Genomic DNA, 23002 nt, shown 5'->3' on the forward strand with positions numbered 1-23002 from the left:
CCACGAGATCAGCCTTTTCTCCAGCACCCCGCAGCAGCTCGACGCGCCGTGCCACCGCGGTACGGCACCGGGCGTCGTGTCACCGGCGCCTCTCATCGGCTGTGGCACCCCGCTACACCCGCGGCACGTCCGGTACAGCGCGCGCGTCACGGCGCGTGAACACCGATCCGATTTCCTCGCCAAAGCGTGATCAGGATGGCGTTCCAGCCTTGGTACACGCGGTGCATCTCTCCATCTCAGAACACCGGACGGGCGGCGCAGCGGAAAGCGCGTGGGAGTGCCGCCGAGCGAGGAGATTATCCATCATGCAGACCAAGCAAGACGGCTCCCAGCGGGCCACCCGCAGGAGCCACGGCCAGGATATCGTGGAGGCAGCGCGCAACAGCGCGAGTCGCTCGGACGATCGCGACGCGTTCATCCCCGACCCGGGGGACGGCCCCACGCAGGGGGTGGACGAGTTCGCCGAGCAGATCGCCGAGCAGTACCTCGCCTCCGCGACATCGGGCAGGGGCGACCCCTCCGAGGAGTACGAAGACACGATGGATTCCGAGGAGCTCGGGGGCCCCTTCATCGTCACCACGGCCGAAGAGGAGATGGGGTACAGCAGGGATTCGATGAACCCCGACGACGCCGAGGTCGAGCCGTTCCCCCTGGTCAGCCGCTCGCCCCTCGGCTGAGCGTCCGGCGCGAGCGACGGCTCGCGCCGGCGCGACCGACAGCTCGCGCCGGCGGATGCGAGCGGCAGCTCGCGCCGGCAAGACCGTCCGACAGCGCATCGCCCACGCGGCAGGTCGACCGGCGCCTCGAAGCCGGCGGCCTGGGTGGATCTGCTTGGCATCCGCCCTCCGCGCGCCTACGACCGCCGCTGCCGCACAGCTGCACAGAGGAGGATGCGACCATGGCCCAGACCAAGTTCAAGGGAAGCCCCGTCCACACCGCCGGCGAGCTGCCGTCCGTCGGCGCGATTGCCCCCGATTTCACGCTCGTGAAGAGCGACCTCTCGGAAGGAAAGCTCTCGTCCTATTCCGGCAAAAAGATCCTCAACATCTTCCCGAGCGTCGACACGGGGGTCTGCGCGAAGTCCGTGCGCACGTTCCACGAGCGCGCCGAGAAGCTCCCGGGCGTGACGGTGCTCAACATCTCGGCGGACCTGCCGTTCGCGCACGGCCGCTTCTGCGCGGCCGAAGGCATCAAGAACGCGGAGGGCCTCTCGACCTTCCGGGGCGATTTCGGCGAGAAGTACGGGGTCAAGCTGGTGGACGGGCCGCTCGCCGGCCTGCTCGCGCGCTCGGTCCTCGTGCTCGACGAGCAGAACAAGGTCGTCCACGCGGAGCTCGTCCCGGAGATCGCGCAGGAGCCCGACTACGACGCGGCCCTCGCCAAGGTGCGGTGAGCCGGATCGCGGGCGCCTGCGCCCTCACGCGCCCGCGCGCCTGATGAACCGGATGCGCAGCCCCTCCGGCTGCATCGCGAACGCCATCCGCTCCCGCACCGGCGCGGTGTGATCCGCGAGGTGCACCGTGAAGCTCCGGAGCACCATGCCGACCGTCACCGCGCACTCCAGGAGCGCCATCGAGCGACCCGGGCAGATGCGCGGCCCGCCGCCGAAGGCGAGCGCCATCCTCGGCTCGTGCGGCAGCGTCGCGGGCGCGCCCGCGAGCCAGCGCTCGGGGCGAAACGACTCCGGATCGCCGAAATACTCGGGCTTACGCCCCGCCGCGCGCGTGAGCGCCATGACGCCCGCGCCGGCGGGCACCGCCACGTCGCCCACCGCGGTGTCGTGGTTCGCCTCGAGGTAGAGCAGCGGCGCCGCGGAGCGCAGGCGCAGCGTCTCGTGCGTGACGGCGCTCGTGTACTCCAGGCGCTTGCTCTGCTCGAGCGTCGGGATCAGGGCGCCGCCGAGGACGCGATCCGCCTCCTCGCGGGCGCGCGCCTGCACGTCGGGGCGCGAGCCCAGGTAATAGAGGATCCACGCGAGGGTGCTCGCCGTGGTGTCCTCGCCCGCGAGCAGCATCGTGAGCACGTTCGCGTAGACCTCGGCGTCCGAGAGGCGCGCCTTCGGGTCCTCGCCGTCGCGCGCCGCGATCATGAGCTCCAGGAGGGTCCGCGGGCGGGCGGGCCGGTCCGTGCCGTCCTCCATCTCGCGCCGCGCGGCGGTCACGAGCTCGAGGATGAACCGCTTCACCGCGACCAGGGCGCGGTCGTAGGCGCGGTCGGCGGGGAGGCCCAGGTAGCGCCAGTAGGGCAGCGGCGCGAGGATCCGCCGGTTCAGGCCGAGAAAGACGCGCTGGAGGTGCTCCTGGAGCGCGTCCGGCCCGCGGGCGAGCGTGTCGAGATCGCGGCCGAAGGCGACCGACGAGGTGACGTCGACCGAGTAGCGCATGAGATCGCCGAGGACGTCGCGCGCGGCGCGCTCGTCGGCCGCCTGCGCCCAGAGGTCGCGCAGCCTGCCCGTGATCTCGCAGATGCTCGGGAAGAAGCTCTCGACGTGCCGCGCGTGGAACGTCGGGTGGATGAGCTGCCGCTGCTTCCGCCACGCGTCCCCGTCCGCCGAGAACAGCCCGACCATGTCCGCCTCGCGTGACACGTCCTCGATGGTGCGCACCCGCCGGAACACCGCGGGGCGGCGCTGGAGCACGTCGCGCACGAGCTCGCCGTCGGCCACGACGAGGATCGACCGGCGGCCCAACCGCACGACGAACAGGTCTCCATGGACGCGCCACCATCGCTCGAACTCGAGGTGCCAGCGGTCGGGGTGGATCGCGAGCAGATTGCCGATCACGGGCAGCCCCCTCGGCCCCGGGAGGTCCGCGAGCGTGCGCCGCGGGCGCGCGGGCTCGGCGCCGCGGCGGATGGAGTCATCCATGGCAGGGAGCGTGGCATTCATGCTCTCTTCATACAGAGCCGGCGCGCCCCGGCGCAAACCCGACAGGCCATGAAGGACGCGCGCTTGTAGCGCTGGCCCCCTCGAGGCAGGCGCGTGCGTCGCCGTCCGACACCGGCGCCGGCGGGCGCGGGTCGAGGCGTTCGTGGCGGTGCGGCTCGCGGCGCCTCGCGGTCGGCCGGGAGGGGAGCGCGGCGCTGGCGTGGCGGCGTCGGCGCAGGTAGAGACGCGGACATGGCGGAGCCGCTGGAGAGAGAGCTCGCGAGGCTGTCCGGCGAGGAGATGGTGGCGGCGCTCGGCCTCGGCGGGGCGCCGGCGTGGGTGCGCCGCGCGGGGTGCGCGGCCTTCGCGGTGCCGTCGTTGCCGCTCGGGCGGGTGCTGGCGCGGTTCGATCGGCGCACCGGCGAGGCGGGGCTCCACGTGGCGGCGCGGGAGGCGCTCTCCGGCTTCGGCGCGCGGTGGGCGGCCGACGCGGCGCCGCCGTCGCGGAGGGCGCTGCTGGTGGTCTCGAATCACCCCGGGGCCTACGACGCGCTCGCGCTGATGGCGGCGCTCGGCCGGGGGGATCTCATGATCGTCGCGGCCGAGCGGCCGTTTCTGCGGGCGCTGCCCCACGTGAGCCAGCGGCTGCTCTTCGTGCCGATCGACGCGGGCGGCGGCCGGCGCGAGCTCGCGGCGCGGACGGCCGGGGTGCGCCGCGCGCTGCGGCACCTGCGCGGCGGGGGTGCGCTGCTGCACTTCCCGGCGGGTCGCATCGAGGCGGATCCGGCGTTCGCGGGCGCGGGCGAGGCGCTGCTCGGGGCGTGGCACCCGAGCGCCGGCACGCTGCTGCGCGCGGCGGCGGCGGCGGGGGGGCGCGTCGCGGTGGCGGTCGTCTCGGGGGTGCACTCGCCGCGGGCGAAGCGGCTGGCCGTCACACGGTGGGCCGAGCGCCGCGGGATCAGCACGCTGGCGCCGCTCCTCCAGGTGGCGCTGCCGGGCTTCGACGACGTCGACGTGCGGGTGCGGCTCGGCGAGGCGCGGGAGGCGGCGGCGGTGGTGGTGGGCGGGGGGGACGATGACGCGGGGCTCACGCGGCGGCTCCGGGAGGAGGCGGCGGCGCTGCTCGCGGGGGACGCGGGACGCGCGGGGGGCTCACCTCTCCAGCGGCCCTCCAGGACTTGGGTCAGCTCGCCGGGGGACTACAGAAAACGAGATTGTCCCGGCTGCTGCGGTTGAGTCACGCAACCACCTCGAGCGGCCGGCCGACGCCACGGACAGCCAGACGTCTGACCAGGAATCGATCGTGCAAGCGCGCAAGTGTGCAAGCGCGCAAGCGCGCAAAACGAGAGCACGAGAGTACCGCAACAGGTCAGGGCAATTCGAGCCGATGCAACGAAGCACACAGGTGAGTCCATTCCCGCGAACAGGACAAAATTGCCGCACTTGAGTTGATTATCGTTCAAAAGGCTCACGAAAAGGGATGAGGGTCGACGGGAAGACGGATTTTCACACTCCCGACCCTCATCATTCCCATGGGCTCACATAAATTACCGCGATCGAACGCGTGAATTGGTCGATTTGATGATTGACTTGTGGATCGGCCACGCATGATCCTCACGACTGAGGACACCCATGCTCAGAACACTGCTCGCCACCGCGTTGTTGCTCGCGCCGCTCGGGTGCGGCAGCGACTTCGAGCCGCCGCTGGTCGCGGGGAGAGCCGTGCTCACCCTCGGGGCGAAGCAGTTCTTCCTTGATACGGGCAACAACGGCGAGACCGCGGTCGCGTTCGACGAGGACAATCAGCGCAGCTGGTACACCGATTGTGGGGTGAAAGGCGATGAGTTCGAGGTGATGATCCTCAACAGTCCCATCCGCGAGAAGAAGGGGTTCTGGGGAATCACCCTCCGCGCATCCCACGACATGAGCCAGGACGCCTGGAACGTGTCCGCCAACCTGGGCGACGACGCGCTCAACGGTGTTTGCCAGCTGAGCCACAAGACGACGCGCGAAAAGGACCCTTACGAAGGGGAGCTCTCCGTGGCGGCGTGCATCGTGAAGGACCCGACCGCCGACGCGGACGGCCTGCAGGAGGCCCGGTTCGACGCCTTCGTCCGCGCCAAGCGGTGCTTCCTGCGCGATCCCGTCGGCGTCGCGGAATGACGGCTCAGCGGGCGTTGGGCACCCGCGCCACCCGCGCGAGCACCGCGCGCACCGCGACCGCGGCGCCGTCCCAGGTGGGCAGCGCCGCAGCCCGGAGCAGCGCCGCGCGGCCCATGCTCGCCCGCAACGCCCCGTCCTCGATGAAGCGGGAGAGCGCCCGCACGAGCCCCTCGCCGTCGTCCCAGAGCAGCGCCTCGGCGCCGTCCTGCACGACCTCGGCGATCGCGCCGGCGCGGGCGGCGAGCACCGGGACGCCGGCGCGGACCGCCTCGGTGAGCACCATGCCGTAGCCCTCCAGCAACGAGGGCAGGACCAGCGCGTCCGTCTCGGCGAGCGCGGCCGCGAGCGCCTCGTCGTCGAGCGCGCCGGGCACCGCCACGCGCGCCCGCAGGTACGCGGAGCCGGCGATCGCCCGGCGCACCCGCTCGGCATAGGCCGGATCGCGCGCCGCATCGCCGATGAGGCGCAGCGTGGCGCGCGCGCTCCCGACCCGCTCGAACGCCGCGAGCAGCTCCAGCAGCCCCTTGCGCGGGATGAAGCTCCCCACGAAGGTGAGCCGCAGCGGGCCGCCGTCGCGCGCGGCGCGGGGGCGCAAGGGGAGCCGGTCCGCGCCCGGCATCGCCACGTCGACCCGGTCGAGCCCGTGCTCGCGCCGGAGCCGCGCCGCGGTCGTCGCGCTCGTCGCGAGGTGCGCGTCGGAGAGCCGGATCACCGCCCCCTCGGCGAGCGAGAGCGCCGCGCGCCGCGCGCCGGGCGGGAGCTCCCACGCGCTCAGGTGGTGCACGAGGAGCACGCGCGCGATCCGCCGCGGCAGCGCCGCGAACGCCGGCCCGAGCTCCGGGAAGCAGAGCTCGTCGCCGACCACGACGGCCGGGTCGATCCGGGCGAGGCGCAGCGCGAGCGCGAGCCCGGCCAGCGCGCGCGACCGCGGCGCCGGGTCGAGGGACACGACCTCCACGACGTCGCCCCGCGACCGGAGCCGCTCGACGACGAGCCGATCGTAGATGTACCCGCCCGTGGTCTGGTCGAGGGCGCCGTAGACGATCCAGGCGATGCGCATGGGTCCGGAGAGCAGCTCGACCTGATATACCCCCCTCGCGCCGCGCAGCAACGCGCCGCGCGGCGTCGCTCGCCCGACGCCTGCCCTGGCCGCGCGGCGTCGCTCGCCCGACGCCTGCCCTCGCTGCGCGCCCCCGCGGCGCTCGCCCGGCGGCGGGCGCTACAGGTCGCGCTCGAAGCCCGCGTACGCCGACGGCGACTCGCGGACGAGCACCCGCAGCGTCGCGCCCGGGTGCGGCGCCTCGTCGGCGGGCAGCTTCGCGATGTCCGCAGCGAGGAGGCCGGCCACGTGCTCGGCCACGCGCTCGGTCGTCGAGGTGCGCCCGGGGAAGGCCTGGTGCTCGTCGAGGTTCTTGTAGTCGATCGTGTCGAGCGCCCGGCGCAGCGACGCGTGCAGCGCGCCGATGTCCATGACCACGTGGTGCGGGCCGAGCGCCGTCGCGCGGATCTCGACCTCGATGGCGTACGTCGCGCCGTGCATCCGGGTCGCCGGACCGAAGAACGGATCGGAGAAGCTGTGCGCGATCATCACGTGATCGCTGACGCCGAGGAGGAACATGGCAGACCTCTAGGTTGCCTCTCGCGTACCCGATCGCGCGCCGTACTGGAAGACCGTCTGCAGCCTCGCCCCGGGCGCGGCGGCGAGCTCGGCGTACACCGACGGCGCGGCGTCGAACGGGACGGGCGGGTCCAGCAGCGCGTCGAGGGCGGCGTCCTCCAGGAGGGCGCGCACCAGCGCGAAGCGCCGCGCGTGATCCCAGCGGGGCGCGCGCTCGGGCGGGATCGTCGAGACCTGGCTCGCGCGCAGGCGCAGCCGCCGGCGGTGGAACTCGGCGCCGAGCGCGACCGGGCTCGTCCGCGCCCCGTAGAACGACGCGACCGTCACCGTCGCCTCACGCGCCGCGTGCGCGATCGCGCGGTCGAGCTCGCCCGGATCGCCCGTCGCGGCGATCACGACGTCCGCGTCGCCGCACGGCCGGTCGTCCTCCGGCCGGATCGCCGCGGCAGCGCCGAGCGCGAGGCCGGCGAGGCGCCGCCGCTCGCTCGGCTCGATCAGCCGCACCGTTGCCCCGGCGCGCCGCGCGAGCGCCACGACGAGCAGCCCGACGACGCCGCCCCCGAGCACCACCACGGCGTCCCCGAGGCCCACCCCCGCGTCCCACACGCACGTGATCGCCGTCTCGAGGTTCGCGGCCAGCACCGCGCGCTCGCCCGGGATCGAGCGGGGCAGCGCGCGCGCCGCGCCCGGCCCGAGCAGGTGCAGATCGCCGTGCGGCGCGAGCGCGAAGACGCGGTCGCCCAGCCCGAGCGCCGCGCCCTCGCCGCGGGCGACGACCTCGCCCACCCACGCATAGCCGTAACGGCGCGGGTAGGTCGGCGCGCCCGGCGCGTCGAGCGAGGGATCGAACGGCGTCGGCCCCTCTCCCCGGAAGAGCAGGAGCTCGGTCCCCTGGCTGACGCCCGAGGCGACCGCTCGCGCCACGACCTCGCCGGCCCGGGGCTCGCGCGCCGGGGCGCCCCGGCGCACCTCGACGAGGCCGGGCCGGACGAACCAGAGCTCCCGGGCGGGCGGCGCGGGCGCCGTGAGCGGCGCGGGCCTCTCCGGCGGCGCCGGCCTCTCCGGCGGCGCCGGATCGTCAGTCGGGATAGGCAACTTTCCCTCGCAGGAGCAGGTTGCTCCCCAGGAGCTCAAGCGCCGTCTCCCGCAGGTCGATCGCCGAGACGAGCGACGCCTCTCCCAGGGCGCCGACCGCGGGGATGGCCGTATCGCCGAGCAGGCGCGGCGCGATCTCGACCTCCGCGCGGTCGGCGAGCCGCGCGCGCAGGAACGAGGTGAGCACGGCGCCGCCCCCCTCGACGAGCAGCCGCCGCACGCCGCGCGCGTGGAGCTCGGCGAGGGCGTGCGGCAGCGAGACGCGGTCGTGGTCGTCCGCGGGCACGACGACCACCTCCGCGCCGCGCTCCTCGAGCCGCGCGCGCGCAGCGTCCAGCGCGCGGCCTGCCGCGCCGATGACGAGCACGCGCCCGCCGGCCGGCTGCCCTCGGCTGGACGACCGCAGCAGGCGCGCCCCCTCCGGCACGCCGAGGGCGCTCGCCAGCACGACGCGCATCGGCTGCGGGCCCTCGCACAGGCGCACCGTCAGCAGGGGATCGTCAATCACGACGGTGCGGATCCCGACGAGCACCGCGTCGTGCTCCGCGCGCGCCCGGTGGGCGTGCTCGAGCCCCGCGGGCGTGCTGATCTCGACGCGCTTGTTGGGGGTCGCGATGCGGCCGTCGAGCGTCTGGGCGAAGTGGAGCGTGACCAGCGGGCGCGGAGGGCTCATGGCGTGCTCGCGGGCGCCCGCGCGGCGCGGCTGGACGCGCGCGCCGCGCGGGCGTTGGGGGACGGCGTCTTCGTCCCGAGCTGGCAATCGAGCCTCCGCGCCACGGCGCCACTCTAGAACAGAACGCCTTATCCGGGGAGGAGGGCGCGCCCTGACTTCGTGCCCTCTCCGGAAGCAGCCGTGCCCGCGACAGAAGCCTTCGTGCCCGCGACGGAAGCCTTCGCGCGGGCGCCGGGGCCAGAGCTCGCTTGCCGCGCCGCTCCGGGCGCCCTAAGCGGGCCCCGGTGCCCATCGGCTGGCCAGATCTCTCGGCGCGCTGCGACCGCGCGGGTATCCCGCTGCGCGGCGGCTTCCACCCCCTCGACGCCGACGGCGTCCCCGCGGCCGGAGGCCTCGCCGCGGGGACGCTCGTCCTGCTCGGCAATGCCGGCCCGTCCATGTGGCGCGCCTTCTCCCGCGCTCGCGAGCAGGCCCCCGATCTCGCGCTCGACGACTGGACCTTCGCGGTGGTCTCCGCGCTCGCCGCGGAGCTCGGCGCGGCCGCGCTGTTTCCCTTCACCGGCCCTCCGTACTGGCCTTTCCAGCGCTGGGCGCAGCGGGCCGAGCCGGTGTACCCGTCGCCCCTCGGCATCCTCATCCACCCGCGGTTCGGCCTCTGGCACGGGTACCGCGCCGCCCTCGTCTTCGCCGAGCGGCTGTCGCCCCCGCCGCGCGAGGACCGGCCGAGCCCCTGCGCGTCCTGCGCCGACAAGCCCTGTCTGGGCGCCTGCCCCGTCTCCGCGTTCTCGCCCCGCAGCTACGATGTCGCCGCCTGCCTGGGCCACCTCGACGCCCAGCCTGCCGGGGCGTGCATGAACGGAGGGTGCCTGTCGCGCCGCGCGTGCCCTGTCGGGCAGGAGCACATCTATCCCGACGAGCAACGCCGCTTCCACATGCGCGCGTTCCGCCGCGCCGCGCCGCCCGCGGGACGCTAGAGCACAGCGCCGCCCGACGCCGCGAATCCGGGGAACGACGCAACTCGCGTGCAGGACGCGATCGCAGATGACAGCACGGGACCGCTGGCAGATAGTGAGCCCGCCATGAACCAGCGCCCCCTGCCAGCCCTGATCGCCTCGCTCTCTCTCGTGGTCGCGTGCAGCAGCGACAGCCCCGGCGCGGGCGGCGGAGGCGCGGGCGGCGCGATCTCCCAGGACGGGGGCGGCGGCGGCGCAGGCGGCGCGGCTTCCGGTGCGTCGTCGAGCAGCACAGGCAGCGGCAACACGTCCGGCAGCGGGAGCGCACAGGCGAGCTCGACAGGCAGCAGCAGCGGCGGCGGCGGTGGATCCGGCGGCGCGAGCCCGACGCCGAGCGCCGGCTGCGGCGAGGACGCCTCGCAGGCGCTCGATCAGTGGGTCGCGCAGCCCGACCTGAACATCGAGTCGGTCGATCGCAAGTGGTGGGTATGGCTGCCCGCGAACTACGACCCGACGCGAGCCTACCCGGTGGTGTTTCTCTTTCATGGCTGCAGCTCGGGCGACAACAATGTGCCGATGCAGCGCCAGACAGGGGACGACGCCATCCTGGTGCGCGGCGTCGGCGTGTCGAGCAACACCTGCTGGGACACGTCCGCGAACGGCCCCGACGTCGCTTTCTTCGATCGGATGCTGGACGCCGTGCTCCAGGATCACTGCGCCGACGCGTCGCGCGTCTTCGCGGCCGGTTACAGCAGCGGCGCGTGGCTCATCAACACGCTCGAGTGCCGCCGCGGCGACAGGCTGCGCGCCGCCGGGTCGGTGGCGGGCGGCGCGGTGAACCCCCGCGACTGCGTCGGACAGGTCGCGCGCATCTTCGTGCACGACATGAACGATATGGACAACGACATCAGCGGCAGCGTGGTCGAGCGCGATCGCCTGCTCGAGGCCAATCACTGCGACGCCGAGCTCGAACCGGTGGCCGAAGAGCCGGCGCCGTGCGTGCGCTATCAGGGCTGCGACGAGGGGTACCCGGTGATCTGGTGCGAGACCAGCGGACAGGGCCACGATCGCCAGGACGCGCTCGCGCCCGCTGCGTTCTGGGGCCTGTTCACCGAGCTCTGAGCCGTAAACGAGCGACGCGCAGCTCCGCGCCGCTCAGCGCGGGCTGCACTGCACGACGCAGATGGCCGAGGCGCCCTTCGCGCGCGCGCTCGCCTCGCACGACCGCTTGGCTTGCTGCGAGGCGAGGAAGCGGTCCTTCCCTCCGCCGTTGCCGAACACCATCTGATAGTTGCAGGCGCCCGCAAAGCCGCAGACGCGCACGGAGGCGCTCGCCGTGCACCACCAGGACGCCCCGCCCGTCGCGCCACCGCTGCTGGGGCCTCCGTTCGAGGAGCCCTCGCTCGGAGCGGTGGGCGCCCGCCCCGCGGCCAGCGAGGGCGTCGGCGCTTCGCCCGTCCCGTCGTCGCCGGAGGGCGCCGCGACATCGCCCGGGGCGGGGTCGCCGCTGGACGGGTCAGCGCCCGCCGCCTCATCGGCTTCGAGGTCCGGGCGGAGCGGGGTGCTCGTCGGCGCGGGCGGCACGGGTAGCACCGGCGAGACGCCGCCCGTGGTCGACACGTCGGAGAGCGCGGGCTCGCCGACCGCTTGCTCCGGCTCCGCGCTCGCCACCAGGTACACCGCGCCGCCGATCACGACGAGGGCGCCCACGCCGAGCGCGAACAACCCGCCCACGACGGCGAGCACGATCACGAGCGGCGACACGCCCGGCTTCGGACGCCGCGGAGGGGGTGGCGGAGGAGGGTAGTAAGGCGGCGGATGGGGAGGATAGTAAGGCGGCGGCGGAGGACGGTTCTGAGGATGCCCGGGACCGAACATCCCGCAGTCGTAGCGCAACGGAGCCGTCCGCGCTGCGTGGGATAGCTGCCCACGCTGTCGGCGAACGAGGGTCCTCGAGGCGACCGAGCCCGCCCGCACGCCGGCCTTGCCGCGAGCTCGCGGGGAGGCGCGCGCGCCTTCGCCGGCTCAGCGGGGGAGGCTCGGACCGGGGGCTCATCCCCTGCCTCGTGGCGCTCCCGGCGACTCAAAGGCCGACGTCGTGGGTCTCGAGCGACAAGGGCTGACGAGAGGCGCGCTCAGTCCGCAAACGTGGGTTTCCAGGGCGCGAGCATGTTCTCGACCGTATAGCTTGCAGCCTCGGCCGCGCTGAGCTGCTTGGACTCGCGGGCCCGCTCGCTCGGCTTCGCGCCAGGTCCCGTGGTCATGTACTCGGCGAAGCGCGCTGTCGCGAGCGTGTTTTCGCTCATGCGGACCCAGCCGACGGGCGAGATGTGCGCGCCGAGCTCGGTCCCGAGGTAGGTGGCCGCCCCGTAGGGTCTCCAGTTGCGACCGAGGGCGATCGAACCGGACCGGATCGATCCGACCGCCGTGGCCTTTCCTCCGAGGAACACGATTCCGAAAGGAATCGATGCGTCCGTGCTCGGCGCTGTGATCGCCGTCCCGCTCGCGACGTTATGGACCGTACAGTCCTCGAACACGGCCGTGGCGCCTCCGAAGATGAAGTCGACGGTGCCCTCGATGTAGCAATCCCTGAAGTACTGCGATCCGCTCTTCACATAGAGCGTGTCCTGGTACCCGATGGCCCGGCAGTGACGGAGCTGCACGCGACTGCCGGAGACGAGGAGAGCCACGGCCTGCACGCCTGGGCCCGTGCTGTTGGCGAAGGTGAGGTTCTCGGCCGAGACGTCGCTCGCCGAGATATTGACGCTGAAGCTCCCCGAGGTGCCCAGCGTGCCCCCTGCGCCATTCGAGGTGTTCGCGCTATCGCCGTAGGTGAGCACGGTCGTCTCCGCCTGACCTGTCTGGCCGCAGAGCGTCACGTGGGGACGGTCGACGACGAGCTTCTCGGAGTAGGTCCCGGGGGCGATGCGAAGGATGGTGGGCGTCGTGTTCGACCTGGCGACGCTGTTGATCGCGGCCTGAACCGAGGTGAAATCCCCCGATCCATCCCGGTTCACCTCGATGAGCGCCCCACCCGTCACGCTGTTGCAGTCGGAGGCACCGCTGCCGCCGTCTGAACCACCGGCGCCTGAACCACCGGCGCCTGAACCACCGGCGCCTGAGCCGCCGCTGCCGCCGGTCCCCGAGCTCCCGCCGGTGCCGCCAGACACGCCGACGCTTCCGCCGGTGCCTGCGCCTCCCGAGCCGCCGTGCGACGCCGTGCCGCCGCTCCCCGTCGTGCCGCTCGATGGCCCGCCGGACGCGGCGAGCGAGCCGCCTCCTGCGGGCGCGGCCGGATCATCGGCGCCCTGCTCGCTCGAACAGGCGAACGAGGCGAATGAACAAGAGAGAGCGAGAAGGGATGAGAGTGCGAGACAGGACCAGGGACGCAACATAGGGAGTTCTCCAGAACGCAAGCAGGACGCGGCTTGGGGGCCTCGTCTTGAGCGGGCATGGCGAGGGGCGCGCCTCCGCCGGCTCAGCGGGGGACGAGGTTGCGGCAGCCGCTGCCGCAGGCGTCGCCGTCGAGGTTGTTGCCGTCGTCGCACTCCTCGACATCCTGCACGGTGCCATCGCCGCAGAACTCGCCGAGCTGGCAGCTCGGTCCGCACTCGCCGTAGCCGCCGTCGTTCACGCCGTCGTCGCACTGCTCCCCCAGGCCGACGACGCCATCGCCGCAGATCGCGGTGCACTCGCTGCGCGCCGTCGCGAAGCCCTGCAGCGTGAGCTTGAACGTCGACGCCGCGGTCTGGCGCTCGGCGTGGAACACGGCGATCTGATAGACGCCGCCGTCCACCAGGCCGAGGTCGACGGTCCGCGCCGGGATGTTGTCGTCCTCTCCTCCGGCGTAGGTCACCCTGCCTGCCCCATTGGCGCCGATGACGAGGTGCCCGGTGACGGCGCTGTGGATGCCGCCCACGTCGACCGCGAGGCGATCGTTGATGAACACCCACACGTCGTCGTCGCCGGTGAAGTCGAGCACGTACTCCTCGCCCGCCGTGTACTGGAACCAGTAGCGGATCTCGCTCGTGAAATGGAAGTTGTGGTCCGGGGTGCCGTCCTCTTTCAACCAGCTCCCGTCCCCGTAGCTCGGGAAGATATCGGCAGGGACGCGCTCGGCCGCCGGGGTGAATCGATCGCCGTCGACCGGAAAGAACAGCGGGTTCCCGTCGTAGGTGGCGTCCACGTACCTCGCCCAGTAGACCCCGCCGCGCGCCTCGCAGCTGTGGAACTCGGGGCTATCGAGATCGCCGCAGGCCGCGGTGTTCTCGGTCGTCGAGGTACAGGGCTCCCCGTCCTCCTCGTTACCGACGTTGCCGCAATAGTGCGCGCTCTCCGGGGACAGCAGGGTCCACGGCTCGCCTTCCGCGCCCCAGCGGTTCACGAAGCGGCCATCCCCGGTGTCCCACAGCGTGAGGGTGGCGACCGTTGTGCTGTTGGTGCCGGGCACGTCGTGGTACCAGTCGGCGAAGCTCTGCGCGCTCGTGACCAGGCTGTTCGCGACCGCCATGTACCCAGGCTTCTTCTCGGCGTCGAGCCGGTTCGCGACCATGCCGAAGACCGGCACGCTGCGGCCGGGACCCTTCGGCTCGAAGTCGGGGTGGGCCGCCCGGAAGTCGCGGAACACCACCGGGACAGCCATGGATCCCGAAGGCTGGGGCACGGCGCAGCGATACCCGGGCTCTGTCGCGCAGGCCCCCGAGCACCCGTCACCGTCGATGTTGTTGCCGTCGTCGCAGTCCTCCGCGAGCACGAGGCCGTCTCCGCAGCGGGAGGCGCAGGAGCCCGCGGCGCAATCGGGCTCGGCCTGGCACGTCGAGGAGCAGCCATCGAAGGGCAACGTGTTGCCGTCTTCGCAGCTCTCGGCCCCCTCCTGGGCGGTATCGCCGCAGGTCGTCTCGGTGCAGGCGCTCGGGCTGCCGTCGCATTTGTAGCCCACCTCCACCTTGCAGGTCGGCGAGCAGCCGTCGCCCGGCTCGGTATTGGCGTCGTCGCAGAGCTCCGGAAACACCACGGCACCGTCCCCGCAGCGGGCGGCGCGGGTGCAGGCAGCGCCGGGCCTGGGGCAGGACCAGCCCAGCTCGACCGAGAGGCAATCTCCGGGGCAACCGTCGCCTCCCGCGCGGTTGCTGTCGTCGCAGGCTTCGTCCGAGGTCAGGATCCCGTCACCACAACGGAACGTGCCGCCGTTGTCGCCGATACCGATGCCGCCGCCGCCGCCGCCGAGCTCGCCGCCGGTGCCGGTGTTGTCCCCGGCGCCCGAGCCACCGCCGCCGGGGGTGCCCGTGGTGCGCTCGCCGGACGCAGAGCAGCTCGCCAGCACGGCGAGGCTGCTCGCGATGGAGATCGTCGACCCAAGCCACGAAGCACGAGGACGCATGACCCGCTCCTTTCGGCCGCCCCCCGATCGCTCGGGACGCGTGAAGCGGCCGCAGTCTTCCACGCGGGTGCCCTGAACTCGAGCCCCTCGTGCGCCGAGCCGACGCCCGCACGATCGTGGCGTGAAGGATACGCCTTCGCTGCGCGGACAAATCCCGACACAGCGTCGTTTTTCTGCGAGGGCGGATCACAGAGGGCGCTTGATCAACCAGGTATGCAGCGTGGCTGTATGATGGGACGGAGGCCGCGAGGGGCTTGATTTTCGGACGGCGCGGCTCACTGCTTCGTGATGCGATACCCCGCGCGCGGGAAGTGCAACGCGATCTCCCCCACGGCCGGATCGTGGCGCCGGACGGTGATCTCGGAGGCCGAGAGCCGCACGACGACGCCCCGGCTCTCCTCTGGACCGTAATCGTCGGCCGCGATCGCCACCGCATCTCCCGGCCGGAGGCCCTCTCCTGCCGCGATCTCCCCGCCTGCGACGTCGGCCGGCTCGGACGCCCGGGCGATCGCGAGCGCCTCGGCGGCGCTCATCGGTCGAGCGTCGCCCGGGCCGAAGGCCTCGATGCGCGCGAGCCACGCCGCGAGCGCCGGCCGCGCCTCGACCTCCGCGAACAGCCTCGCGCTCTGTTTCATGAACCACAGCGGGTGGAAGCACGCCGCGTCCGCGATCGAGAACGCGTCGCCCAGCAGGAAAGGCCGGTCGCGGAGCTGGCCGTCCAGGCGATCGAGCGACAGCAGCGCCTGGCTCAGGGCGTGCGGCGCCGCCCCGAAGATCGCGTCTTTGCTCAACGCCGGCGACATCGCCGCGCGATCCGCGAGGATGCCGGGCGGCAGGAAAGGAAACAGGTCGACGATCACCGGCGGCACGATCTGCTGCATCAACCGGTGGTCCGCCCAGTCCTCGAGCAGCCCGGCCAGCCCGGCCTCCCCGGGCGGGATGCAGGCGGGCTCCGGCCGTAGCTGCTCCAGGCGCCGCGCGATGCACGCCGTGTCGCAGTAGACGTCCGCGCCGATCTGCAGGACCGGGATCCGCCGGTAACCGCCGGTGAGCGGCGTCAGCTCCGGCTTCGGCGCCATCATCGGCTGTTCGACCGAGCGCCACGCGATCTTCTTGTATGCCAGGATCCTGCGGATCTTCTCGGCGAAGAGCGACTGGGGATAGTGGTGGAGAACGATCTCGGCCATGGGAAAACCTCACGTTGGGGCGACCTTCTCTGGTCGACGCTCATCCTAGACACCGCGCCGCGCGCCGTTCTTGGAGAATCTTGCGATCTCCGAGCCATCGCCGGTGGCTCTCGGCGGAGCGCCCAACAGGCCGGCGGAAGCCGGCGTGACACCCGTCCTCGGATCGGGTAGCTCGACGCCATGCACCGAGCGATCACGGGCTACCATCGGGACGACGCGAACGACTGGGTGGCCGAGCTGAGCTGCGGTCACGGCCAGCACGTCCGGCACACCCCGCCCTTCATGGTGCGCCCCTGGGTGCTCACGCCCGAGGGCCGTGCGTCCATGCTCGGGACCGAGCTCGACTGCGTGCGTTGCGATCGGCTGGAGATGCCCGACGGAATGGTCGCGTACAGTCGCACGGCCGAGTTCGACGAGGGCACGATCCCGGGCGGCCTGAGAAAGAACCACACGACAAAGCCCGGTGTGTGGGGCGTGATCCACGTCGTCTCGGGGCAGCTCCGCTATCGCATCGACGGGCTCGGCGGTCGCGAGATGCTGCTGGATCCGGAGTCCCCGGGGATCGTCGTGCCAGAGGTGCTGCACCACGTCGACCTCCACGGACCAGTCCGGTTCTTCGTGGAGTTTTACCGCAAGGCAGGGTGACCCCGATCGGCCGGCGGTGTCGATTATCGGTAGAGCGTCGCTTTTCCAGGAGAGTGAACGAACCGCTTAAGTTTCTATGTCCGAGCCAGCGCGCGCAACGTGACTGTACGCTGCACGGCCAGCTGCACGCGAACTACACGCGAGCTGCTGCAAAACCACCTCGACAAAGAAAAGAGTCTTGACTTTCGCCACGAATTTGTATGAATGTTCCAATCCCCCTTGGCGCCCCGGACCGTTCCCGGCCGGGCGCCGCTGTCGGTCGCCGGACGTTCAGGGGCCGACTCCGAGCGGGGCTCCTGTCGGGATAACTTGCTTTTGGCGGCTGCGCGTCCGAGCTGCTCTTGCTTTCTAAGATGCTCGGCCTCCTCGCGCGGGGTATCCGCAGGTGAGCATCTCTCCGACCCACATCGTGTAGGCCAGGCATGTCGTCGGCACAGGCCCGCGGGAGCAACCGTGATCGGGAGCACGCTGGCCGTTCATCTTGAACTCTAACCAATGGATCGGGGCAGATCGCGGGCGTCACGCTGGTTCACAACTCTGCCTTGAGCAGAAGCCTGCGACCCGACCGGTCCGATCATGGAGAACCTTAATGCGTATCACTCGCTTGCTTGGCTACATGTCCGCTTCACTCGCATTCAGTGTGCTCGGATGCAGCGTTGAGCCTCTCGAGGACGAGGATCTCGACCATCTAGACTCCGCCTTGGACAGCGCCGACAACTCGATGTCGGCGGCTCTCATCCTTCGGTCGGACTGGGGAAACGGCTACTGCGCGGACGTGACGGTAACGAACAAGAACCGCACCCCGGGGACCACCGGCTGGAGCGTGGACGTCGCGCTCAATGGCTCGTCGAAGGGCACCCCGTGGAACGTGACCGTAACGGACTCGAACGGGCGGTTCACCGCCAGGAACGTGAGCCATAACGGCGCGCTGGCTCCGGGCGGCTCGACGACGTGGGGGTTCTGCGGGACCGGCACCGGGCGGCCTTCGATCGCATCGGTCACCGGCAGCGGTGGCACGGCCGGCACGGGCGCTTCGACCTCATCGAGCAGCAGCAGCAGCTCGACCTCGTCGAGCAGCAGCTCATCGTCGAGCAGCAGCTCATCGTCGAGCAGCAGCTCGGGGACGGGCGGCAGCGGCGGGGCGGGCGGCGGCGGCGGCAGCGGCGGCTCCGGTGGTTCCGGCGGCGGCGGCGGTTCCGGCGGCGGCGGGACGGGCGGCTCCGGCCCCGTCGAGGACAGCGGCGCGAGCTGCCCCAGGCCGGCCTTGCCTGCCGCGTCGTCTCTCCCGGCTCACGAGGCGCATCAGGATCCGTTCCTGATGACGAGCGGCTCGCGCATCGCGAGGAAATCGGACTGGGCATGTCGACGCGCCGAGATCAAGGCGCAGGTCGAGGAGTACGAGTCCGGCGCGAAGCCCGTGGTGTCCAAGGACAAGGTCACGGGTTCGTTCTCGGGGAAGAAGCTGACGGTCAACGTCAGCGAGGGGTCGAAGAGCACCTCCTTCGGCCTCGACATCAACCGGCCTTCCGGGGCGCCTTCCGGTCCGATTCCGCTGCTCATCAGCCTCTCCGGCTTCGGCGCGATCACCCTCGACTCCAGCGTGTTCAGCGCCAACGGCGTCGCGACGGCCATCTACAACAACAACGAGATCGGCGCCCAGAGCGGGGGCGGCTCGCGTGGGACGGGCAAGTTCTACGACCTCTACGGCAGGAGCCACTCGGCCAGCTCGATGATAGCGTGGGCCTGGGGTATCAGCCGGATCATCGACGCGCTGGAGAAGACCCCGTCAGCCAACATCGACCCGAGGCGCATCGCCGTGACGGGTTGCTCGCGGGATGGAAAGGGCGCCCTCACTGCAGGCGCGTTCGACGAGCGCATCGTGCTGACGATCCCTCAGGAGTCGGGCGCCGGAGGCTCGGCGAGCTGGCGCGTCTCGCAGGCAGCCGCCAACTCTGGGCAGAACGTGCAGACCCTGTCCAACGCGGCCAATGAGCAGCCGTGGTTCCGCCAGAATTTCGGCTCGACCTTCGGCAGCAGGGTGAATAACCTCCCCTTCGATCATCACATGGTCATGGGCCTCGTCGCTCCGCGCGCGTTGCTCGTCCTCGACAACAGGATCGACTGGCTCGGCATCGACAGCACCTTCACGGCTGGGTCCATCGCCCACGCGATCTGGGAGGGGCTCGGCGTGCCCGACAAGATGGCTTACTGGCAGCTCGGCGGCCATGAACACTGCCAGTTCCCCGCCGCGCAGAGGGCGCTCCTCGAGGCCTACGTGAAGAAGTTCCTCGTCGGAGGCGGCTCCGGCGAGACCAACGTGGTCAAGAGCGACGGGGCGAGGGCCGACCTGACCCGGTGGATGAAATGGACGGCGCCGCGCCTCGAGTGACCGCTCCCGCCGAAGCGGTCGCCTGGCCACCGCACGAGGCGAGCTTTCGCCGCGAATAAGAGAAACCCGAGTCCTTGCGGTCTCGGGTTTTTCGCGGCGTCGGTAGCCAAAGCCGACGCGTCTGCCTTGGGCGCCAATCGAGCTCGGTCTCCCGATCGACGAGCCAGCAGAGGACTCGCCTTACTGCAGGGTGGGGGTCTCCCAGTCGATCACGTCGGTGAAGTCCAGATCGAAGTTGCCCTCTTGCGGCTGGATGACGATCTCGGTCTGTGCGTCCATTCCTTTGAGGAACCTGTCCACGAATGCCTTGACGCTATCCTGTTGAGCTTCCGGGGCCACGCAGTGGCCGTGGTTGCTCGTGAAATCGAAGCCGATGTTCTCTGGCGCTCCCATGGCCTTCCAGACCTCCTTGGCGGCGTTGATCGATTTCCATCCGGATTCATCACCCAACCATTCAAAGTCCTGGTTGCCCAGGGCGATGATGGCGCGGGGGGCAATCATGGCGATGAGCTCATGGTGGTCGTGGGGCAAGCTGTAGGGGTCGAGCTGCTTCATGCTGCCCAGGAACCAGGAGCCGTTGGTGTTGTCGATCTTCTCGATGTTCGTCCCCGTACGGGTCGTGAAGTTTTGAGACGTCCTCCAGGAGGTGATGCCACCCCCTCCCGACTCCTGGGCAACGGTGAGCGCCACCCGTTCATCGAACGCACCGCCGAACAGGGCCATTTTCCCGGCGTAGGAGCAGCCCTGCAGGCCGATCTTGGTCGGGTCGACATTCAGCTCATCCTTCACCTGCTCGATACCGTCGATGAGGCGGCTGATACCCCATGACCAGGCGTTGTACTTCCCGATTTTGCCCCACAGCTCGGGGTACACTTTGTAGAAGGGGTTGTTTTGATCGTGCGAGCCGCCGCCCCCGTCGTAGCCCACCACTTGATCGTGCATGAAGGGGATCTGGGTGCAGCCGCTGATCAGGCCCGCGTTCCCGTTCATCCCGATGGCGACGCAGCTGCCCGACCCTCCGATGGCGGAGGTGAGCGTGATCGAGCCTGCAGCTGTCGTGACGACTACGTTCAGCGTGTCGCCGGACACGCTGGCCTCAACCATCGGGGGCTCAGGCTTGGGGCCAATCTCGTACTTCTCAATCTCCGTCTTGATCTCCGCTCGCCGGCACTTCCATGCTGCCTTGGTGGTGATGGCGGTTCCGTCGTTCATGACGAAGGGGTTGGGCAGATTGTCATTCTTCTTCAGTTCACCGGCAGTTACCTCACAGTCGGCGCCGGTGTGCTCGGGGTAGCCATCACCGACGACCGGACCGCCCCCAGTCCCCGGGCCCGAGCCGCTGGCGCTCGAACCGCCCGTCCCCGTGCCTGCGCCACCGGTCCCACCCCCACCGGCGCCGCCCGTCGGCGACGTGCTGCCGGCCGACGAAGCGCCGCCGGTCGGATCGCCGGCGCCGGTGTCGCCCGTGTCATCGCTCGAGCCGCACGCGACGAGCAGGGGGAGGAGGGCGGCTGCGGTGAGCTTGGAGTACTTCGGTCGAAAGGACATGGTGGGCCTCGCTGAGTCTAAGGGGCTCGGCATGGTCATGGTCGGACAGGTCGTGCTGCGTGTCTTTCCGTCAGAAACACCGCGCAGCGCGACGGCATGTACATTCCCGGTGAAAGGCGTTTCGATCAGCTTCCTCGTGGTCGCGATCGCCGTTGTCACGATGCTTGCGTTCAACGCGTTGCCATCGTGCGCGACAGGCCGCATCCGGGCGATCGGGTGCAGGCTGGAGCTGGCGCGCCGCCACGCGTCGAAATGGCCGCTGCGCAGCGCACGCGCCGTCTGCTGATCTCCCCGATCCGGGTACCACACGAGGGGTCGAGAGAAACCACATTTCACCCCTGGCAGAGCGCGCCGGTGGCCTCGCTCGGCGGCGTCACGCAACGATCGGTAACACGCGGACCACGTCGCGCTACGATCGGTAACACGCGGACCACGTCGCGCTACGATCGGTGACAGGAGCGGCGCTGGCTGCGCCACGTCGCGGCGCACAGGCCGTGCGCGGCGTCGATCCAGAGAAGATCGGTGCACTCTGGAACGAACCAGCGCTCGTCGCCCATGCACTCTTCACCTGTACGATAATTCTACGCCAATTACCATGTCTTCTTACGGCTTACGGCTTACGGCTTACGACGCGTCACGGCGCGAACTTGAAGAAGCGGATAAGCCTGTGAATCGAAGCACACAAGACTGCTGCGGCGAGGTGACCCGCCGCGCCAGGATCTGAATCGCCGCCGCCTTCTGTTTCGGGTCGCTCCAGTCGAGGTCGAGCCCGGCCTCGATGCAGGGACCTCCGGACGCGGACGAGATCATGGCCTGGCGAGACCGTCGAGCCTTCGATCGAAGCGCCCGGAATTGTCACCAATCCACCTGAACGGTGCTCTACGCTGCCGCCATGGCCGAAGGGGAATCCGAGGACTTCGCCGCGGCGCTCAACGCCGCGAGCATCGACGGCTGGGTCAGCGCCATGGGTCTCCGGCTGATCCGCGCCACGGGCGACGGGGTGGAGGCCGAGCTCGACATCGGACCGCAGCACCGGCAGGCCTACGGCATCGTGCACGGCGGCGTCCACGCGGGGCTCATCGAGACGCTGGCGTCGGTCGGCGCCGCGCTCCACGCCCTGCCGGACGGCCGCTCGGTCGTCGGGCTCGAGAACCACACGAGCTTCCTGCGCGCGGTCCGGTCGGGGCGGCTCCGCGCCACGGCGCGGCCGCTCGACCGCGGGCGGCGCACCCAGGTCTGGGAGGGCTCGGTCCACGACGAGGAAGGCCGGCTCTGCGCCACGGGCCGCGTGCGCCTCCTCGTGCTGGAGCCGGACGCCGTGCTCGCGGGCCAGCGCGCCGGCACGCCTGGCTGACGCCGCCTGACGCCGCCCGGCCGCCTGATCGCAGCCGCCTTCGCGAGGTGCCCCCGTTGCGCGACGCAGCCGCCCTCCGGATGATCGATCGCATTCCCCGGCTCGGGTGGGTCGGCGCGCCCTCGCCGGTCGCGGCGCTGCCGCGGCTCGCCTCCGCGCTCGGCCTCGATTTTCTCGGGATCAAGCGCGACGACCTCTGCGAGCCCCTCCACGGCGGGATGAAGATGCGGAAGCTCGACTACGTGCTCGCCGCGCCCCCGCTCTCGACCGCGGCGGCGTGGTCCGCGGCGGGCGGCATCGGCTCGGGCAACGTGGCGGCGCTCGCCGCCGCGGCGGCGCGGCTCGGCCGGCGGGTGCACGCGCACCTGTTCTGGACCGACCCGTCCAGGAGCGTGATCGACAACCTCGCGTTCATCGCCTCGGGGCCGACCTCGATCCGGTTCTATCCCTCGCGCCTCGAGCTCGCGCTCGCGCGCCCTTCGCTCTTCCTGCCGCTGCGCGCGCGGGACGGCGACGGCGCGGCCATCGTGCCGCTCGGCGCCACGTCGGCGCTCGGCATGGTGGGCGTCGTGCGCGCGGCGCTCGAGCTGTGCGCGCAGGTCCGCGCAGGCGAGCTCCCCGAGCCCGAGCGCGTCTACGTCCCGCTCGGCTCCGGCGGCACCGCCGCCGGGCTCGCCGCCGGGCTCGCGCTCGGCGGCCTGCGGTCGCGGGTCGTCGCCGTCGCCGTGGTCGAGCGCCTCCTCGCCTCACGCTTCCGCCTCCGCGCCCTGACGGCCGAGCTGCGCGCCCTGCTCGCGCGCAAGGGCGTCGCGCCCCTGCCCCCCGCGGCGCCCATCGACCTCGTCCACGGCTACCTCGGCCGCGGGTACGGCTCCCCGACCCCCGCGTCGCTCGCCGCCTGCGAGGCGCTCGCGGCCGAGGGCATCTCGCTGGAGCCGGTCTACACCGGCAAGGCCATGGCCGCGCTCATGGCGGACGCGCGGGATCGGCGGCTCGGCCCGGTGCTGTTCTGGCAGACCGCGCGGCGCGAGCCCCTGCCCCGCCCATCCGACTTCTGCGAGCGGCTCCCGCCCGCGCTGTCGCGGCGGCTCGACACCTACTGTGGCGGCAGCTCTCGATAAAAAACCTACC

The 23002-nt window shown here is 71.4% G+C and carries 21 protein-coding genes; 11 read left to right on the forward strand and 10 right to left on the reverse strand.

What is annotated here, in order from left to right; genetic code table 11:
- Positions 1 to 305 precede the first annotated feature (305 nt).
- Complete coding sequence (locus tag WME75_RS30025) at positions 306 to 677, forward strand: hypothetical protein (RefSeq protein ID WP_437478232.1); 372 nt, start codon at positions 306 to 308, stop codon at positions 675 to 677.
- Between the two features lie 221 nt (positions 678 to 898).
- Entirely contained in the window at positions 899 to 1393 is a 495-nt protein-coding gene (gene tpx / locus WME75_RS30030; RefSeq protein ID WP_437478235.1) for a thiol peroxidase, read from the forward strand.
- Positions 1394 to 1417: 24 nt separating this feature from the next.
- On the opposite strand, the gene WME75_RS30035 is transcribed toward tpx, so the two are convergent.
- Positions 1418 to 2887, reverse strand: coding sequence for a cytochrome P450 (locus WME75_RS30035; protein WP_437478236.1), 1470 nt, complete (start codon positions 2885 to 2887; stop codon positions 1418 to 1420).
- Positions 2888 to 3118: 231 nt separating this feature from the next.
- On the opposite strand from WME75_RS30035, the gene WME75_RS30040 reads away from it, so the two are divergent.
- Positions 3119 to 4102: a 1-acyl-sn-glycerol-3-phosphate acyltransferase gene (locus WME75_RS30040; RefSeq protein ID WP_437478239.1), complete on the forward strand. Its 984-nt coding sequence runs from the start codon at positions 3119 to 3121 to the stop codon at positions 4100 to 4102.
- A 396-nt stretch (positions 4103 to 4498) separates the two neighbouring features.
- On the forward strand, positions 4499 to 5029 hold the full coding sequence (locus WME75_RS30045) for a hypothetical protein (protein ID WP_437478240.1): 531 nt from the start codon (positions 4499 to 4501) through the stop codon (positions 5027 to 5029).
- Positions 5030 to 5033: 4 nt separating this feature from the next.
- Here the strand turns inward: WME75_RS30045 and WME75_RS30050 are convergent, their stop codons facing one another.
- From WME75_RS30050 to WME75_RS30065, 4 genes are all read right to left on the reverse strand, one after another.
- Positions 5034 to 6089, reverse strand: coding sequence for a glycosyltransferase family 4 protein (locus WME75_RS30050; RefSeq protein WP_437478242.1), 1056 nt, complete (start codon positions 6087 to 6089; stop codon positions 5034 to 5036).
- Positions 6090 to 6248: 159 nt separating this feature from the next.
- Positions 6249 to 6647 (reverse strand): 6-pyruvoyl trahydropterin synthase family protein, encoded by a 399-nt coding sequence (locus WME75_RS30055; RefSeq protein WP_437478244.1) that lies wholly within the window; start codon positions 6645 to 6647, stop codon positions 6249 to 6251.
- Positions 6648 to 6656: 9 nt separating this feature from the next.
- Positions 6657 to 7742 carry a zinc-dependent alcohol dehydrogenase gene (locus WME75_RS30060; RefSeq protein WP_437478247.1) on the reverse strand — a complete coding sequence of 362 codons (1086 nt, stop codon included), beginning with the start codon at positions 7740 to 7742 and terminating at the stop codon, positions 6657 to 6659.
- Positions 7726 to 8415: a RibD family protein gene (locus WME75_RS30065; RefSeq protein ID WP_437478250.1), complete on the reverse strand. Its 690-nt coding sequence runs from the start codon at positions 8413 to 8415 to the stop codon at positions 7726 to 7728. The genes WME75_RS30060 and WME75_RS30065 overlap by 17 nt, the downstream gene beginning before the upstream one ends.
- A 284-nt stretch (positions 8416 to 8699) precedes the next feature.
- On the opposite strand from WME75_RS30065, the gene WME75_RS30070 reads away from it, so the two are divergent.
- A complete protein-coding gene (locus WME75_RS30070; RefSeq protein ID WP_437478253.1) occupies positions 8700 to 9389 on the forward strand; it encodes a hypothetical protein in 690 nt (229 codons plus the stop codon).
- Positions 9390 to 9494: 105 nt separating this feature from the next.
- On the forward strand, positions 9495 to 10490 hold the full coding sequence (locus WME75_RS30075) for an alpha/beta hydrolase family esterase (RefSeq protein WP_437478256.1): 996 nt from the start codon (positions 9495 to 9497) through the stop codon (positions 10488 to 10490).
- Between the two features lie 33 nt (positions 10491 to 10523).
- Here the strand turns inward: WME75_RS30075 and WME75_RS30080 are convergent, their stop codons facing one another.
- From WME75_RS30080 to WME75_RS30095, 4 genes are all read right to left on the reverse strand, one after another.
- Positions 10524 to 11132, reverse strand: a complete 609-nt coding sequence (locus tag WME75_RS30080) for a hypothetical protein (RefSeq protein ID WP_437478258.1) — start codon at positions 11130 to 11132, stop codon at positions 10524 to 10526.
- A 371-nt stretch (positions 11133 to 11503) separates the two neighbouring features.
- On the reverse strand, positions 11504 to 12538 hold the full coding sequence (locus WME75_RS30085) for a pectinesterase family protein (protein ID WP_437478260.1): 1035 nt from the start codon (positions 12536 to 12538) through the stop codon (positions 11504 to 11506).
- Between the two features lie 308 nt (positions 12539 to 12846).
- Entirely contained in the window at positions 12847 to 14748 is a 1902-nt protein-coding gene (locus WME75_RS30090; RefSeq protein ID WP_437478262.1) for a DUF4215 domain-containing protein, read from the reverse strand.
- 275 nt (positions 14749 to 15023) lie between these two features.
- Positions 15024 to 15935 (reverse strand): glutathione S-transferase family protein, encoded by a 912-nt coding sequence (locus WME75_RS30095; RefSeq protein WP_437478264.1) that lies wholly within the window; start codon positions 15933 to 15935, stop codon positions 15024 to 15026.
- A 180-nt stretch (positions 15936 to 16115) separates the two neighbouring features.
- On the opposite strand from WME75_RS30095, the gene WME75_RS30100 reads away from it, so the two are divergent.
- Together WME75_RS30100 and WME75_RS30105 are read left to right on the forward strand one after the other, a co-directional pair.
- Positions 16116 to 16580 carry a DUF3565 domain-containing protein gene (locus tag WME75_RS30100; RefSeq protein WP_437478267.1) on the forward strand — a complete coding sequence of 155 codons (465 nt, stop codon included), beginning with the start codon at positions 16116 to 16118 and terminating at the stop codon, positions 16578 to 16580.
- A gap of 721 nt (positions 16581 to 17301) precedes the next feature.
- The gene (locus tag WME75_RS30105) at positions 17302 to 18969 is read left to right on the forward strand and encodes a glucuronyl esterase domain-containing protein (protein WP_437494956.1); all 1668 of its coding nucleotides are present in this window, start codon (positions 17302 to 17304) and stop codon (positions 18967 to 18969) included.
- A 180-nt stretch (positions 18970 to 19149) separates the two neighbouring features.
- Here the strand turns inward: WME75_RS30105 and WME75_RS30110 are convergent, their stop codons facing one another.
- Positions 19150 to 20517 carry an alpha/beta hydrolase family protein gene (locus tag WME75_RS30110; protein WP_437478269.1) on the reverse strand — a complete coding sequence of 456 codons (1368 nt, stop codon included), beginning with the start codon at positions 20515 to 20517 and terminating at the stop codon, positions 19150 to 19152.
- A gap of 31 nt (positions 20518 to 20548) precedes the next feature.
- Here WME75_RS30110 and WME75_RS30115 point away from each other — a divergent pair, with 31 nt between their 5' ends.
- The 3 genes from WME75_RS30115 to WME75_RS30125 all read left to right on the forward strand — a co-directional run bounded on the left by WME75_RS30115 (position 20549) and on the right by WME75_RS30125 (position 22992).
- Positions 20549 to 20803 carry a hypothetical protein gene (locus WME75_RS30115; RefSeq protein ID WP_437478271.1) on the forward strand — a complete coding sequence of 85 codons (255 nt, stop codon included), beginning with the start codon at positions 20549 to 20551 and terminating at the stop codon, positions 20801 to 20803.
- 606 nt (positions 20804 to 21409) lie between these two features.
- A complete protein-coding gene (locus tag WME75_RS30120; RefSeq protein ID WP_437478274.1) occupies positions 21410 to 21871 on the forward strand; it encodes a PaaI family thioesterase in 462 nt (153 codons plus the stop codon).
- Between the two features lie 47 nt (positions 21872 to 21918).
- Positions 21919 to 22992, forward strand: a complete 1074-nt coding sequence (locus WME75_RS30125) for a pyridoxal-phosphate dependent enzyme (RefSeq protein WP_437478276.1) — start codon at positions 21919 to 21921, stop codon at positions 22990 to 22992.
- Positions 22993 to 23002 lie beyond the last annotated feature (10 nt).

Origin of the sequence: Sorangium sp. So ce1014, assembly GCF_051521505.1 — a bacterium.
GTDB lineage: Bacteria > Myxococcota_A > Polyangia > Polyangiales > Polyangiaceae > Sorangium.